The sequence below is a fragment of the Nostocoides sp. HKS02 genome, assembly GCF_009707485.1.
Lineage (GTDB): Bacteria > Actinomycetota > Actinomycetes > Actinomycetales > Dermatophilaceae > Pedococcus.
Genome location: NZ_CP046121.1, coordinates 1,092,260 through 1,105,955, shown reverse-complemented (window position 1 = coordinate 1,105,955; position 13,696 = coordinate 1,092,260). Strand labels below are relative to the sequence as shown.

The following is a 13,696-nucleotide window of genomic DNA, read 5'->3' as shown; positions in this document are numbered from 1 at the left end:
TGCTCACATGAGGATCGGACTCGTCTGCCCGTACTCGTTCGACGTCCCGGGCGGGGTGCAGTTCCACGTCCGCGACCTCGCCGAGTACTTCCTCGCGCAGGGGCACCACGCCTCGGTCCTGGCGCCCGCCGACGACGACACCCCGTTGCCGCCGTACGTCGAGTCAGTCGGGCGCGCGGTCCCGGTCCGGTACAACGGGTCGGTGGCCCGACTGAGCTTCGGTCCGGTCACTGCCGCGCGGGTGGGGCGGTGGGTCGAGCGGGGTGGCTTCGACGTCGTGCACCTGCACGAGCCGGTCACGCCCAGCATCTCGGTGCTTGCCCTGTGGGCTGCCGAGGGCCCGGTCGTGGCGACGTTCCACACCTCCAACCTGCGCTCCCGGGCGATGCAGGCGGCATACCCCCTCATGCGCCCCAGCCTGGAGAAGATCAGCGGCCGCATCGCGGTCTCCGAGGACGCCCGTCGCACTGTCACCACTCACCTCGGGGGCGACGCGGTGGTCATTCCGAACGGCGTGAACGTCGCACGCTTCGCCGACGCCCTGCCGCGAGCGGCATGGGTCGGGACGGAGACGGCCCCGACGATCGCCTTCCTGGGGCGGATCGACGAGCCACGCAAGGGCCTGCCGGTGCTCGCCACGGCGATGGGGGCGGTTCTGGACCGGTTCCCCGGTGCGCGGCTCCTCGTGGCAGGTCCCGGGGACGTGGCGGCAGCCCGGGAGCGGCTGAGCAGCCGGGTCGCCGACGCGACCGAGTTCCTGGGCCTGGTGAGCGACGACGACAAGGCGGCGCTGCTCTCGTCGGTCGACGTCTACGTCGCGCCGCACACCGGAGGAGAGAGCTTCGGCATCGTGCTCGTCGAGGCCATGAGCGCAGGAGCGCCGGTCGTCGCGAGCAACCTGCCCCCGTTCGTCAGGGTGCTGGACGGCGCGCAGGCCGGGCTGACCTTCGTCAACGAGGACAGCGCCGATCTCGCCCGTCGCCTCGGCAGCCTGCTCGCCGACCCGGCCGAACGGCAGCGGCTCCGCGAGGTCGGGCGTCGCCGGGCCCAGGTGTTCGACTGGTCGGTGGTGGCCGAAGACGTGATGGCGGTCTACGACACGGTCACGCACGCCCCCGGCGGCACGCGTTCGGACCTCGGCGCGGACACCCGCTGGACCCGGCTGCTGTTGCGCGGCAAGGCACGAGGGGGCGAGGACTGATGAACGACCTGACGTGGGCGGCCGTGGCCGTCGCGCTCCTGCTCGGGATCGCGTGGTACCTGTCGTACAGCGCAGCCAGGCTCGACCGGCTGCACGCCCGTGTCGAGGGGGCGCTGTCGGCCCTCGACGCCCAGCTGGTCCGTCGCGCCGAAGCCACCCTCGAGCTGGCCAACTCCGGCGCGGTGGACCCGGCCAGTGCCCTCATGCTGGCCGGCGCGGCATCCGAGTCCATCGAGGCGCACAATGAGCGGGCGCTGGAGCACGACCTCCTCGAGGGCCAGCACTTCGCGGGCCGGGAGGTTCTCGAGAGCGACCTCACGTTGGCCCTGCAGGCAGCCCTGAGTGCGCCCGTCGTCGACGAGCTGCGCGCCAGCGAGGGGCCCGGGCTGCCAGCGCTCGAGCGCGTGGAGGCTGCGGGAGTGCGGGTGCAGCTGGCCCGACGCTTCCACAACGACGCCGTCAAGGACGTCCAGCGGGTGCGGCGCAAGGCGGTGGTGCGGGTGTTCCGGCTGGCCGGACACGCCGACCTGCCCCGCACCGTCGAGTTCGACGACGAGCTGCCCCCGGCTGTCCGGGAGTAGACGCCCGCGGGCCGCTTGGGCCGGCTCTGGGCCGGCCCTGGGGCGGCGTTGCGGCGGCGCTGCGGCGGCGCTGGCCGGTCGGGGGTGTGGCGTCGCCTGTCCCGGCCACCAACTACGATGAGGGCGAAGCGCGATTCCTGCGCTGCGCCCTGAACAGATCTGGAGTTGGACCCCATGTCCGCCGACGCAACCACCACCAGCCAGCCCACCACCGGCACCTCGCGCGTCAAGCGCGGCATGGCCGAGATGCTCAAGGGTGGCGTCATCATGGATGTCGTCAACGCCGAGCAGGCCAAGATCGCCGAGGACGCCGGCGCCGTCGCCGTGATGGCCCTCGAACGCGTGCCGGCCGACATCCGCGCCCAGGGCGGCGTCTCGCGCATGTCCGACCCCGACATGATCGACGGCATCATCGAGGCCGTCTCGATCCCGGTGATGGCCAAGGCCCGCATCGGCCACTTCGTCGAGGCCCAGGTCCTGCAGTCCCTCGGGGTCGACTACATCGACGAGTCCGAGGTGCTGACCCCGGCCGACTACGCCAACCACATCGACAAGTGGAACTTCACGGTTCCCTTCGTCTGCGGCGCGACCAACCTCGGCGAGGCACTGCGGCGCATCACCGAGGGTGCGGCGATGATCCGCTCCAAGGGCGAGGCCGGCACCGGTGACGTGTCCAACGCCACGACGCACATGCGCCAGATCCGCCAGCAGATCCGCCGCCTCCAGGGCCTGCCCGAGGACGAGCTCTACGTCGCCGCCAAGGAGCTCCAGGCTCCCTTCGACCTCGTCAAGGAGGTCGCCGAGGCCGGCAAGCTCCCCGTCGTGCTCTTCACCGCGGGTGGCATCGCCACCCCGGCCGACGCGGCCATGATGATGCAGCTCGGCGCCGAAGGCGTCTTCGTCGGGTCCGGCATCTTCAAGTCCGGCAACCCGGCCCAGCGCGCCGAGGCGATCGTCAAGGCCACCACGTTCTTCGACGACCCCGACGTCATCGCCAAGGTCTCGCGCGGGCTCGGCGAGGCGATGGTGGGCATCAACGTCGACGAGATCCCCGAGCCCCACCGTCTGGCCGAGCGCGGCTGGTAGCACCTCAGTCCGGCAGCACCATGAACAGCACGGGCAGGTGGTCGGCGGGCAACCACGAGGGGCGACCCTCGCCGACCACCTGCCAGCCGGTGCGTCGATAGAGCGCGACTGCCGAGGTGGTCTCCTGCACCACGTCGAGGACCGGGGTGCGGCCCGACTCGCGGATCGCCGCGACCGCGGTCGAGAGCAGCGCCGTGCCGACGCCGCGACCCTGGACGGTGTGGTCGACGAACAGGACGGCCACGGCTGCCAGCTGCTCGCGCGACCGGCCGGTCCCCGCGGTCCACAGGTCGGCCTCGAGACCCGGTTGCACCCGCTCGACGGCGACGTGGCCGACCACCCGGCCGTCGAGCTCGGCGGCCCACGCGGCGTCCTCGTCGGAGCGCGCGATGAAGCGCTCCGCCGGGAACGGCAGCGGCCAGTTCTGTGGGTAGCCCGTGTGCGGTCGCTGCGCTGCGAGCACCTCGACCAGCACCGCGATGTCCTGCGGCACCCGCTTCCGAACGACGACCTCGCCCATCACCTCACGCATCACCTCACCCATGGCGTCACTCTAGGTCGCCGGGTCAGTGCCCGGCCCCACGCGATCGTGAGACCGAGGGCGGCTCTACGCTGGCGCGGTGAGTCCTGTTCCCACCATTGGTGTCCTGGCCGTCCAGGGAGACGTGCGTGAGCACCTGTATGCCGTCGAGCAGGCGGGTGCACGCGCCACCACGGTGCGCCGTCAGTCCGAGCTGGACACCGTCGACGCGCTGATCATCCCGGGCGGCGAGTCGACGACCATGGACAAGCTCGTGCGCGCGTTCGACCTCGCCCAGCCGCTGCGCGAGCGGCTGGCAGCCGGCATGCCGGCATACGGCTCGTGCGCCGGGATGATCATGCTGGCCGACCGCATCGCCGACGCGCGCCCCGACCAGCAGACCCTCGGGGGGCTCGACATCACGGTGCGCCGCAACGCGTTCGGCCGCCAGGTCGACTCCTTCGAGGAGGACATCCACTTCCGGGGCCTCGAGGGCACCGTGCGCGCGGTGTTCATCCGCGCGCCGTGGGTGGAGGAGACCGGTGAGGGCGTCGAGGTCCTGGCGCGTGTGGAGGACGGTCCCGCCGCAGGTAGGATCGTCGCCGTTCGTCAGGGGGCCCTGCTCGCCACGTCCTTCCACCCGGAGGTCAGCGGCGACCACCGGGTCCATGCCGAGTTCGTCGACATCGTGAGGGACCATCTGTTGGGAGGCGTGGCATGAGCGGCCACAGCAAGTGGGCGACCACCAAGCACAAGAAGGCAGCGATCGATGCCAAGCGCGGCAAGCTGTTCGCCAAGCTGATCAAGAACATCGAGGTCGCCGCCCGTCAAGGCGGTGGTGACGTCACGGGCAACCCCACGCTCTACGACGCGATCCAGAAGGCCAAGAAGTCCTCGGTCCCCAACAACAACATCGACAACGCGGTCAAGCGCGGCTCGGGTGCGACAGCCGGCGGTTCCGACTGGGAGACCATCACCTACGAGGGCTACGCCCCGGGTGGGGTGGCCGTGCTGATCGAGTGCCTCACCGACAACCGCAACCGGGCAGCCGCCGAGGTGCGCACCGCGTTGACGCGCAACGGCGGACAGCTGGCCGACCCCGGCTCGGTGTCCTATGTCTTCGACCGCAAGGGCGTCGTGGTCGTGCCCAAGGGCGACCAGACCGAGGACGACATCCTCGAGATCGTGCTCGAGGCCGGCGCCGACGAGGTCAACGACCTGGGCGACTCCTTCGAGATCATCTCCGAGGCGAGCGACTTCGTGGCGGTGCGCCAGGCAATCCAGGAGGCCGGCATCGACTACGACTCGGCCGAGGCCTCCTGGGTGCCCAACCTCCAGGTGCCGCTCGACCTCGAGGGCGCGCGCAAGATGATCCGGGTCATCGAGGCCCTCGAGGACTCCGACGACGTCCAGGACGTCTTCGCCAACGGTGACATCAGCGACGAGGTGCTGGCCGAGCTCGACGCCGAGGAGTGACCGGCCGCGCGGGCCACGCTCCGCTCCGTATGCCGTGTCATGCGTGGTCATGCCCGGTCATGCGCGTGTTGGTGCGGGGGAGTGCCGAGTGGGCTGTGTAGCGTCTGACCGAACAGGTGTTCGGATCGAAGGAGAGTCGACGTGCGAGTTCTCGGGGTCGACCCCGGTCTCACCCGCTGCGGTATCGGCGTGGTCGAGGGCGGTCGTGGCCGCTCCGTGCGCCTGGTCGCCGTCGGGGTGGTCCGCACTCCACCTGGTCACCCCACCGCCCAGCGGCTGCTCTACCTGCAGGACGAACTCGAGACCTGGCTCGACCGGTTCGAGCCCGACGCGGTGGCCGTGGAGCAGGTTTTCGCCGACGTCAACGTCGCGAGTGTGATGACCACCATGCAGGCGTCGGCGGTCCCCATGCTCGCCGCGGCACGGCGCGGCCTGCCGGTCACCCTCCACACGCCCACCTCGGTCAAGGCCGCGGTGACCGGCTCGGGCCGCGCGGACAAGGCGCAGGTCACGGCGATGGTCGCCCGCATCCTGCGGATGGAGACCGCGCCCAAGCCCGCCGATGCCGCGGACGCCCTCGCCCTGGCGATCTGCGACCTGTGGCACGGCGGCGCGACGAACCGGCTGGCCCTCGCCGCGGCCAGCGAGCGGGCGCGCCTCACCGCTGCCGGGCACCGGGCGGTGGCCCAGTGATCGCGTCCGTACGGGGGCCTGTCCGGTCCATCGGGCTCGACCGCGTCGTCGTCGAGGTCGGGGGAGTCGGCATGCTGCTGCACACCACGCCCGCCACGGCCGCGAGCCTCCACCACGGTCAGGAGGCGCTCCTGTCGACGACCCTGGTCGTGCGTGAGGACTCCCTCACCCTCTACGGCTTCGGCTCCGACGACGAGCGGGACATCTTCGAGGTGGTGCAGACCGTGTCCGGCGTCGGCCCCAGGTTGGCGCTGGCCATGCTCTCGGTGCTCGCTCCGGACCGGGTGCGCGCGGCGATCAGCGGCTCCGACATCGCCGCCCTGACCACCGTGCCCGGCATCGGCAAGAAGGGCGCCGAGCGCATGGTCCTCGAGCTGCGCGACAAGATCGGCGTGCTGCCCGGTGGGGTCGCGGCGTCTGCGACCACAGCCACGGCTGGGCGGGGCGGGGCGTGGCGCGAGCAGGTCGGTGAAGCCCTGGTGGGTCTCGGGTGGTCCGCCAAGCAGGCCGAGGACGCTGTCGCCCGGGTGGCTGAGGGGGCTGACGGGGCCGGAGCCGAGCCGAACGTCTCCGACCTGCTGCGCGCCGCGTTGCGCGAGCTGGGACCGCGCTGATGGCTGACGGCTTCTCCTCCGAGATCTACGAGGACGACTCCCTCGACGCGACCGCGCGGATCGTCGACCCGGGCACCGATGCCGACGACCGCACCGTCGAGGCAGCGTTGCGCCCGCGGCGGCTGAGCGAGCTGTCGGGGCAGCAGCGGGTTCGCGACCAGCTGTCCCTCGTGCTCGAGGCGGCCCGGCGCCGCGGCACCGCTCCCGACCACGTGCTGTTCTCCGGGCCCCCCGGGCTCGGCAAGACGACCCTGGCGATGATCGTGGCCGCCGAGCTCGAGCGGCCGATCCGGATCACCAGCGGGCCGGCGATCCAGCACGCCGGCGACCTGGCGGCGCTGCTGTCCTCGCTCATGGAGGGCGAGGTGCTCTTCCTCGACGAGATCCACCGGATGTCGCGCTCGGCCGAGGAGATGCTCTACCTCGCCATGGAGGACTTCCGGGTCGACGTCATCGTCGGCAAGGGCCCCGGCGCGACGGCCATCCCGCTGGAGCTGCCGCCGTTCACGGTCGTCGGAGCGACGACGCGCGCCGGCTTGCTGCCGGCCCCGTTGCGCGACCGGTTCGGGTTCACCGGGCACCTCGACTTCTACGCGACCGAGGACCTCGTCGCGATCCTGCACCGGTCGGCCAGGCTGCTCGGGGTGCGGGCTGACGCCGCCGGGATCAGCGAGATCGCGGGCCGGTCGCGCGGCACGCCGCGCATCGCCAACCGGCTGCTGCGCCGCGTCCGCGACTGGGCACAGGTGCACGGCCAGGGTGTCGTCGACGAGCTGGCCGCGCACGCCGCGCTCGCGCTGTTCGATGTCGACGACCGGGGTCTGGACCGCCTCGACCGCGCCGTGCTCGACGCCCTGTGCCGCCGCTTCGCAGGAGGGCCGGTCGGCCTGTCGACGCTCGCGGTGGCCGTGGGTGAGGAGGCCGACACGGTCGAGACGGTCGCGGAGCCGTTCCTCGTGCGTGAGGGGCTGATCGCCCGGACGCCCCGGGGCCGGGTCGCCACGGCGCAGGCCTGGAGCCACCTGGGCCTCACGCCGCCGCACGGTGTCGACCTCCAGGCGCCGCTGCCGCTCGAGGGTGAGGCTGGGCGCTTCGGCGGCTGAACGGCATACGGTCGCCGGGCGGGCCGCACCCCCGGAACGCCACACCGGTGAGGCACGTTGGTCGGTATGCCGTGTGTCACCTACACTCGGGCGGTCGCCCCGATGGTGCGCACCCACACCCACCTCGCCCTGAAGGACTTCCTCATGTCAAGTGGCGGCTCGCCAGCCAGCCTGCTCATCTTCCTGCTGCCCGTGCTGCTGATCGGCTTCATGATCTTCAGCCAGCGTCGTCGGCAGCGCGAGGTGCAGACCCTGCAGAGCGCCCTGGCCGTGGGTGACGAGGTGTGCACGACGTCCGGCATGTTTGGCACGATCCGCAGCCTCGACGACGCCGTCGTCACCCTCGAGATCGCTCCCGGGGTCACCGTCCGTTACGACCGGCGTGCGATCGGCACCAAGGTGAGCCCCACGGAGCCCGCCACCGACGCGCCCAGCAGCACCGAGTAGGGGTCATCGCACGTGGCAATCAACCCGCACCACCGCAAGCCCCTCCGCGTCCTGTCGGCGCTGGCGGCCATCATCCTCGGGCTCTACGGCCTGCTGTTCGCCGTGACGACCTGGGGTGACGCCAGCTGGAAGCCCAAGCTGGGGCTCGACCTCGAGGGTGGCACGCAGCTGGTGCTCCAGCCGGTCCTGGTTGGCAGCCAGAAGGTGTCCTCCGACCAGCTGAACCAGGCGCGCGACATCATCGTGCAGCGAGTGGACGCCAACGGTGTCGCGGGCGCCGAGGTCACCACCCGCAACGGCGAGGACATCGTCGTGAGCATGCCCGGCATCCCTGACCGGGCAACCGAGGACGCCATCCGCAAGTCATCGCAGATGCAGTTCCGCGGAGTCCTGGAGTCGGCGGCCGGGACGACGGCACCGGTCCCGAGCACCACGCCCACGGGTTCGCCCACCGGGTCCGGCACGTCCGCACCGACTCCGAGCGCGACCGCCACCGTCAAGGCGCCGGCCACGAGCGCCACGACCAAGGCGAAGTCGGGCCTGCCCGGGGCCTTCGTCAAGGCCACCACGGCACCCACGCCGGCCGCGACGGCCACCCCCGGGGCCGCCGCGACCGCGGCTGCCACCGCCACCTCGGGCACGACCCCTGCGACGACGCCCAAGGACCCCAACGACCTCGCGTGGATCACGCCTGACGTGGCGAAGGCCTTCCAGCAGCTCGACTGCGTGAAGGACTCCGCGGCCCTCGACAAGGTCGTCAACGACCCGAAGAAGCCGCTGGTCACCTGCAGCGTCGACAACACCGAGAAGTTCGTGCTCGGGCCGGTCATCGTCGCCGGCGACCAGATCGACAGCGCCCAGGCCGGGTATCAGCCGCTGCCCAACGGTCAGCCGTCCAGCACGGTCGAGATCCAGCTCTCCTTCAAGTCCAGCGGCACCAAGGCGTACGGCGAGGCGAGCACCCGCATGGTGAGCCTGCCGAGCCCGCGCAACCGGATGGCTGCGGTCCTCGACTCGCGCTCGATCGTCGCGCCGTCGTTCAACGAGGCCATCCTGGCCGGCCAGGCCAGCATCACCGGCAACTTCACCATCCAGGAAGCGCGCGACCTCGCCAACCAGCTGAAGTTCGGCGCGTTGCCGATGTCGTTCTCCCTCCAGACCCGCGACCAGATCAGCCCCACGCTCGGCAGCGAACAGCTCCGGATGGGCCTGATCGCCGGCATCATCGGCTTCGCGCTGGTCTTCCTCTACTCCCTGGCCCAGTACCGCGCCCTGGGCTTCGTCACCGTGCTCTCGATCGTCATCGCGGCACTGCTGACCTACGTCGCCATCTCGCTGCTGGGCTGGTCGCACAACTTCCGCCTCGACATGGCCGGGGTGACGGGTCTGATCGTGGCCATCGGTGTCACCGCCGACTCGTTCATCGTGTACTTCGAACGCATCCGCGACGAGGTGCGCGAGGGCCGCCCCCTGCGGGCCGCGGTCGACACCGGGTGGCGGCGCGCACGGCGCACGATCCTCGCGGCGGACGGCGTCAACTTCCTCGCCGCGGTGGTGCTCTACGTGCTCGCGTCCTCCAACGTGCGTGGCTTCGCGTTCACCCTGGGCCTGACCACCCTCATCGACCTGCTCATCGTCGTGATGTTCACCCACCCGCTGGTCGCCGTGTTGGCGAGCACGAAGTTCTTCGGCGGTGGCCACCGGTGGTCCGGGCTGGACCCGGAGCGGCTCGGCGCCAAGCTGGTGCGGTATGCCGGCCGCGGCCGTGTGGCGGTCGCCCAACCCCGCACCGCCACGAGCGATGGGAGCGTGCTGTGATCAACTTCGCCGCCTTCGGCAACGACCTCTACACCGGCCGGCGCTCGATCGACTTCGTCGGACGCAACCGTCGCTGGTACGCGCTGTCCGGGGTCTTCATCGTCCTCGCCGCCATCGGCCTGGTCTGGCACGGGCTCAACCTCAGCCTCGAGTTCCGCGGCGGTTCCGAGTTCCGCGTCTCGGGCGTCAGCACGTCCTCGGACTACGAGGCCCGGGCCAAGGGCGCCGTCAACAGCGTCGCCGCGGCGGGCGCCGCCGAGGTGACCCGGGTCGGCAGCGGCACCGTGCGGGTGCAGACCGAGAAGCTCACGGACGCGCAGAGCGAGCAGGTGCGCGATGCCCTGGCGACGAGGTTCGGCACGACACCGACCAACGTCTCGGCCTCGTTCGTGGGTCCGTCGTGGGGTGCCTCGGTGAGCCAGCAGGCGCTCAAGGCCCTTCTGGTATTCCTCGCCCTGGTCTCGATTGTGATGGCCATCTACTTCCGCACCTGGAAGATGGCGGTCGCCGGGCTGGTCGCCCTGCTCCACGACCTGTTCATCACCGTCGGCATCTATGCCCTGGCGGGCTTCGAGGTGTCCCCGGCCACGATGATCGGGTTCCTCACGATCCTCGGCTACTCGCTCTACGACACCGTCGTGGTGTTCGACAAGGTCCGCGAGAACACCACCGAGGCGCTGGGCAACGGTCGGATGACCTACGCCCAGGCGGCCAACCTCGCGGTCAACCAGACCCTCGTCCGGTCGATCAACACGACGGTCGTCGCGCTGCTCCCCATCGGGTCGATCCTGGCCATCGGCTTCCTCTTCCTCGGGCCGGGCACCCTGCTCGACCTCGCCCTGGCCTTGTTCGTCGGGATCGCGGTGGGCGCGTACTCGTCCATCTTCATCGCCACCCCGCTGCTCGTGCACCTGCGCTCGAGTGAGCCAGCGGTCGTCGAGCTCGACAAGAAGGCCAAGCGCTACCAGGCGCGCCACGGTGGCGTGGTGTCCTCCTCGGATGCCGCACCCGTGCCGCACGGGGCGGACGACGCTCCGGATGCCCCCGCGCGGGCCGACGAGCTCGCCGCGGCGAGTGCGTCGAGCCAGGCCACCACGGCCACCACGGCCACCACGGGCGATGCCGGCACCCCGGGCGCCGGCGTGGTCCGCGAGACACACAAGTACGCCCAGACCGGTCCCCGCAACCAGCCTCGGCGTCCGCCGAAGTCGAGGCGCTGAGCCCGGGTGCCGATGACCGACACCCTGGCTGACCTCGTCAGGTCGCGCCTGCGCGACGTCGCCGACTTCCCGAGCCCCGGCATCCTGTTCAAGGACGTCACGCCGGTGCTGGCCGATGCCGAGGTCTTCGGCGCGGTGATCCGCGACATGGCGCAGCGCCGACGCGGCACCGTCGACGTCATCGCCGGGATCGAGGCCCGCGGGTTCATCTTCGGGGCGGCCCTGGCGCTCGAGCTCGGGGTCGGCTTCGTCCCGGTGCGCAAGGCCGGCAAGCTGCCGGGGCGTACGCGCGGCCTCACCTACGACCTCGAGTACGGCACCGCCACGATCGAGGTCCACGAGGACGCCTTCGTCGCCGGCGCGCGGGTGCTTCTGGTCGACGACGTCCTGGCTACCGGTGGCACCGCCGAGGCCGCCTGCAGGCTCCTCGAGGAGGCCAGCGCCACGGTCGTCGCGTTCGAGACCCTGGTCGAGCTGGCCTTCCTCCCGGGGCGCGCGCGGCTTGCCGGCCACGACGTCCACGCGACCGTGGTGGTCACGTAGGCTTTGTCCATGAGTGAGGACGTCGTCACCGGCCCGGTGCCCACTGGCGCGTCCTCGTCCAACCGCGTTCGCGCGCGGTTGGCCCGTTTCGGCAGCCGGGGTGGCCCGACCAACCCGGTCCTGGAGCCTTTGCTCCAGACGGTGCGCGCGACCCACCCGAAGGCCGACGTGACCGTTATCGAGCGGGCCTACGTCGTCGCGGAGGAGGCCCACCGGGGCCAGCAACGCAAGTCCGGCGACGCCTACATCACCCACCCGCTCGCCGTGACCACCATCCTCGCCGAGCTGGGCATGACGCCGGCCACGCTGGCCGCCGCGCTGCTGCACGACACCGTCGAGGACACGGCATACAGCCTCACCCAGCTCGAGAAGGACTTCGGTCGCGAGGTCGCGATGCTCGTCGACGGCGTCACCAAGCTCGACAAGGTGACCTACGGCGACGCCGCGCAGGCCGAGACCGTCCGCAAGATGGTCGTCGCCATGGCCCGCGACATCCGGGTGCTGGTCATCAAGCTCGCGGACCGGCTCCACAACGCGCGCACCTGGCGGTACGTCTCGGTCGAGTCGGCCCAGCGCAAGGCTCGCGAGACGCTCGAGATCTACGCGCCGCTGGCTCACCGGCTCGGCATGAACACCATCAAGTGGGAGCTCGAGGACCTCTCGTTCGCCACGCTCTACCCGAAGGTCTACGACGAGATCGTGCGGCTGGTCGCCGAGCGGTCGCCAGCCCGCGAGGAGTTCCTCTCGGGTGTGCGCGAGCAGGTCAGCGAGGACCTCAAGGGCGCCAAGATCAAGGCCACGGTCACCGGGCGACCCAAGCACTACTACTCGGTCTACCAGAAGATGATCGTGCGGGGCCGCGACTTCGAGGACATCTACGACCTCGTGGCCGTGCGGGTGCTGGTCGACTCGGTGCGCGACTGCTACGCCGCGCTCGGGGCGCTGCACGCGCGGTGGAACCCCCTGCCGGGGCGGTTCAAGGACTACATCGCGATGCCGAAGTTCAACATGTACCAGTCGTTGCACACCACGGTCATCGGGCCACAGGGCAAGCCGGTCGAGATCCAGATCCGCACCCACACGATGCACCGTCGTGCCGAGTACGGCGTCGCCGCGCACTGGAAGTACAAGGAGGACGCCGCCGCCCCCGCAGCCGGGGCCAAGGACGGCGAGAGCGGCCCGATCAACGACATGGCGTGGCTGCGCCAGCTGCTCGACTGGCAGAAGGAGACCGCCGACCCGGGTGAGTTCCTCGACTCCCTGCGGTTCGAGATCAACGCCCGCGAGGTCTACGTCTTCACGCCCAAGGGCGAGGTGGTCGCCCTGCCGGCGGGGTCGACGCCCGTCGACTTCGCGTATGCCGTGCACACCGAGGTCGGCCACCACTGCATCGGCGGGCGGGTCAACGGCCGGCTCGTGCCGCTGGAGTCGGTGCTCGAGAACGGCGACGTCGTCGAGGTGCTCACCTCCAAGGCCGACGGCGCTGGCCCGTCGCGCGACTGGATGACCTTCGTCAAGTCACCGCGGGCGCGCAACAAGATCAAGCAGTGGTTCTCCAAGGAGCGCCGCGAGGAGATGATCGAGTCCGGCAAGGACGCGATCGCCAAGGCGATGCGCAAGGAGGGGCTGCCGCTGCAGCGCCTCATGTCGGTCGAGACCCTGACCGGCCTCGCGTCCGAGCTGCGCTACCAGGACATCGATGCCCTGTATGCCGCGGTCGGCGAGGGCCACGTCTCCGCCCAGCACGTCGTGGGTCGCCTCGTGGCGTCCCTGGGGGGCGAGGAGGGCGCGTCCGAAGACCTCGCCGAGGCCACGACGCCCACCAGGTCGATGCGGCGCCGCTCCGGCGACCCCGGCGTGGTCGTGGTGGGCACCGCCGACGTCTGGGTCAAGCTGGCCCGCTGCTGCACCCCAGTGCCCGGTGACCCGATCATGGGCTTCATCACCCGGGGCAACGGCGTCTCGGTGCATCGCACCGACTGCACCAACGCCGAGTCGCTGCTGGCGCAGCCGGACCGCATGATCGAGGTCGAGTGGGCGCCGTCGGCGGCCAGCGTGTTCCTCGTGCAGCTCCAGGTCGAGGCGCTGGACCGCAACCGCCTCCTGTCCGACGTCACCCGGGTGCTGTCGGACCAGCACGTCAACATCCTGTCGGCGTCGGTCCAGACCTCGCGCGACCGCGTCGCGATCAGCAAGTTCACCTTCGAGATGGGCGACCCGAGCCACCTCGACCACGTCATCAAGGCGGTGCGCAAGATCGACGGCGTGTTCGACGTCTACCGGATCACCGGCACCAAGGCGACCGCCGCCAAAGCCTGAGCCGGCTACGCCCCGAACTCGTCGAGGTTGCCGCGCGCCTGGCTCAGCCACTGCTCCTGTGCCTCGAGCTTGGCC

General features: G+C 71.0%; 14 protein-coding genes. 13 read left to right on the top strand and 1 reads right to left on the bottom strand.

Going from position 1 to position 13,696, the window contains the following annotated elements; all coding sequences use genetic code 11:
- The first annotated feature begins 7 nt into the window (after positions 1-7).
- From GKE56_RS05220 to pdxS, 3 genes are all read left to right on the top strand, one after another.
- The gene (locus GKE56_RS05220) at positions 8-1,201 is read left to right on the top strand and encodes a glycosyltransferase family 4 protein (RefSeq protein ID WP_154683635.1); all 1,194 of its coding nucleotides are present in this window, start codon (positions 8-10) and stop codon (positions 1,199-1,201) included.
- Positions 1,201-1,782, top strand: a complete 582-nt coding sequence (locus GKE56_RS05215) for a hypothetical protein (RefSeq protein ID WP_154683634.1) — start codon at positions 1,201-1,203, stop codon at positions 1,780-1,782. Before GKE56_RS05220 ends, GKE56_RS05215 begins: the two co-directional genes overlap by 1 nt.
- A gap of 174 nt (positions 1,783-1,956) precedes the next feature.
- Positions 1,957-2,868 (top strand): pyridoxal 5'-phosphate synthase lyase subunit PdxS, encoded by a 912-nt coding sequence (pdxS, locus tag GKE56_RS05210; RefSeq protein WP_154683633.1) that lies wholly within the window; start codon positions 1,957-1,959, stop codon positions 2,866-2,868.
- Positions 2,869-2,872: 4 nt separating this feature from the next.
- Here pdxS and GKE56_RS05205 read toward each other — a convergent pair whose 3' ends face one another.
- The gene (locus tag GKE56_RS05205) at positions 2,873-3,412 is read right to left on the bottom strand and encodes a GNAT family N-acetyltransferase (RefSeq protein ID WP_230209199.1); all 540 of its coding nucleotides are present in this window, start codon (positions 3,410-3,412) and stop codon (positions 2,873-2,875) included.
- A 76-nt stretch (positions 3,413-3,488) separates the two neighbouring features.
- Between GKE56_RS05205 and pdxT the strand changes: the two genes are divergently transcribed.
- The 10 genes from pdxT to GKE56_RS05155 all read left to right on the top strand — a co-directional run bounded on the left by pdxT (position 3,489) and on the right by GKE56_RS05155 (position 13,621).
- Positions 3,489-4,109, top strand: a complete 621-nt coding sequence (gene pdxT / locus GKE56_RS05200; protein ID WP_154683632.1) for a pyridoxal 5'-phosphate synthase glutaminase subunit PdxT — start codon at positions 3,489-3,491, stop codon at positions 4,107-4,109.
- Positions 4,106-4,864 carry a YebC/PmpR family DNA-binding transcriptional regulator gene (locus tag GKE56_RS05195; protein WP_154683631.1) on the top strand — a complete coding sequence of 253 codons (759 nt, stop codon included), beginning with the start codon at positions 4,106-4,108 and terminating at the stop codon, positions 4,862-4,864. Before pdxT ends, GKE56_RS05195 begins: the two co-directional genes overlap by 4 nt.
- Before the next feature lie 141 nt (positions 4,865-5,005).
- Positions 5,006-5,557: a crossover junction endodeoxyribonuclease RuvC gene (gene ruvC / locus GKE56_RS05190; protein ID WP_154683630.1), complete on the top strand. Its 552-nt coding sequence runs from the start codon at positions 5,006-5,008 to the stop codon at positions 5,555-5,557.
- Entirely contained in the window at positions 5,554-6,171 is a 618-nt protein-coding gene (gene ruvA, locus GKE56_RS05185) for a Holliday junction branch migration protein RuvA (RefSeq protein ID WP_154683629.1), read from the top strand. The genes ruvC and ruvA overlap by 4 nt, the downstream gene beginning before the upstream one ends.
- The gene (ruvB, locus tag GKE56_RS05180; RefSeq protein ID WP_154683628.1) at positions 6,171-7,274 is read left to right on the top strand and encodes a Holliday junction branch migration DNA helicase RuvB; all 1,104 of its coding nucleotides are present in this window, start codon (positions 6,171-6,173) and stop codon (positions 7,272-7,274) included. Before ruvA ends, ruvB begins: the two co-directional genes overlap by 1 nt.
- A 102-nt stretch (positions 7,275-7,376) precedes the next feature.
- Positions 7,377-7,721, top strand: coding sequence for a preprotein translocase subunit YajC (gene yajC / locus GKE56_RS05175; RefSeq protein WP_230209198.1), 345 nt, complete (start codon positions 7,377-7,379; stop codon positions 7,719-7,721).
- Positions 7,722-7,733: 12 nt separating this feature from the next.
- Positions 7,734-9,539 (top strand): protein translocase subunit SecD, encoded by a 1,806-nt coding sequence (gene secD / locus GKE56_RS05170; RefSeq protein WP_154683627.1) that lies wholly within the window; start codon positions 7,734-7,736, stop codon positions 9,537-9,539.
- The gene (secF, locus tag GKE56_RS05165) at positions 9,536-10,759 is read left to right on the top strand and encodes a protein translocase subunit SecF (RefSeq protein ID WP_154683626.1); all 1,224 of its coding nucleotides are present in this window, start codon (positions 9,536-9,538) and stop codon (positions 10,757-10,759) included. The genes secD and secF overlap by 4 nt, the downstream gene beginning before the upstream one ends.
- A 12-nt stretch (positions 10,760-10,771) precedes the next feature.
- On the top strand, positions 10,772-11,302 hold the full coding sequence (locus GKE56_RS05160; RefSeq protein ID WP_154683625.1) for an adenine phosphoribosyltransferase: 531 nt from the start codon (positions 10,772-10,774) through the stop codon (positions 11,300-11,302).
- A gap of 9 nt (positions 11,303-11,311) precedes the next feature.
- On the top strand, positions 11,312-13,621 hold the full coding sequence (locus GKE56_RS05155) for a bifunctional (p)ppGpp synthetase/guanosine-3',5'-bis(diphosphate) 3'-pyrophosphohydrolase (protein ID WP_154683624.1): 2,310 nt from the start codon (positions 11,312-11,314) through the stop codon (positions 13,619-13,621).
- The last annotated feature ends 75 nt before the right edge of the window (positions 13,622-13,696 follow it).

Bases quoted from the DNA above. Each gene is read 5' to 3' on its own strand.
- GKE56_RS05220 (WP_154683635.1), top strand. From the start codon at position 8: ATGAGGATCGGACTCGTCTGCCCGTACTCGTTCGACGTCCCGGGCGGG.
- GKE56_RS05215 (WP_154683634.1), top strand. From the start codon at position 1,201: ATGAACGACCTGACGTGGGCGGCCGTGGCCGTCGCGCTCCTGCTCGGG.
- pdxS (WP_154683633.1), top strand. From the start codon at position 1,957: ATGTCCGCCGACGCAACCACCACCAGCCAGCCCACCACCGGCACCTCG.
- GKE56_RS05205 (WP_230209199.1), bottom strand. From the start codon at position 3,412: ATGGGTGAGGTGATGCGTGAGGTGATGGGCGAGGTCGTCGTTCGGAAG.
- GKE56_RS05195 (WP_154683631.1), top strand. From the start codon at position 4,106: ATGAGCGGCCACAGCAAGTGGGCGACCACCAAGCACAAGAAGGCAGCG.
- ruvB (WP_154683628.1), top strand. From the start codon at position 6,171: ATGGCTGACGGCTTCTCCTCCGAGATCTACGAGGACGACTCCCTCGAC.
- yajC (WP_230209198.1), top strand. From the start codon at position 7,377: ATGGTGCGCACCCACACCCACCTCGCCCTGAAGGACTTCCTCATGTCA.
- GKE56_RS05160 (WP_154683625.1), top strand. From the start codon at position 10,772: ATGACCGACACCCTGGCTGACCTCGTCAGGTCGCGCCTGCGCGACGTC.
- GKE56_RS05155 (WP_154683624.1), top strand. From the start codon at position 11,312: ATGAGTGAGGACGTCGTCACCGGCCCGGTGCCCACTGGCGCGTCCTCG.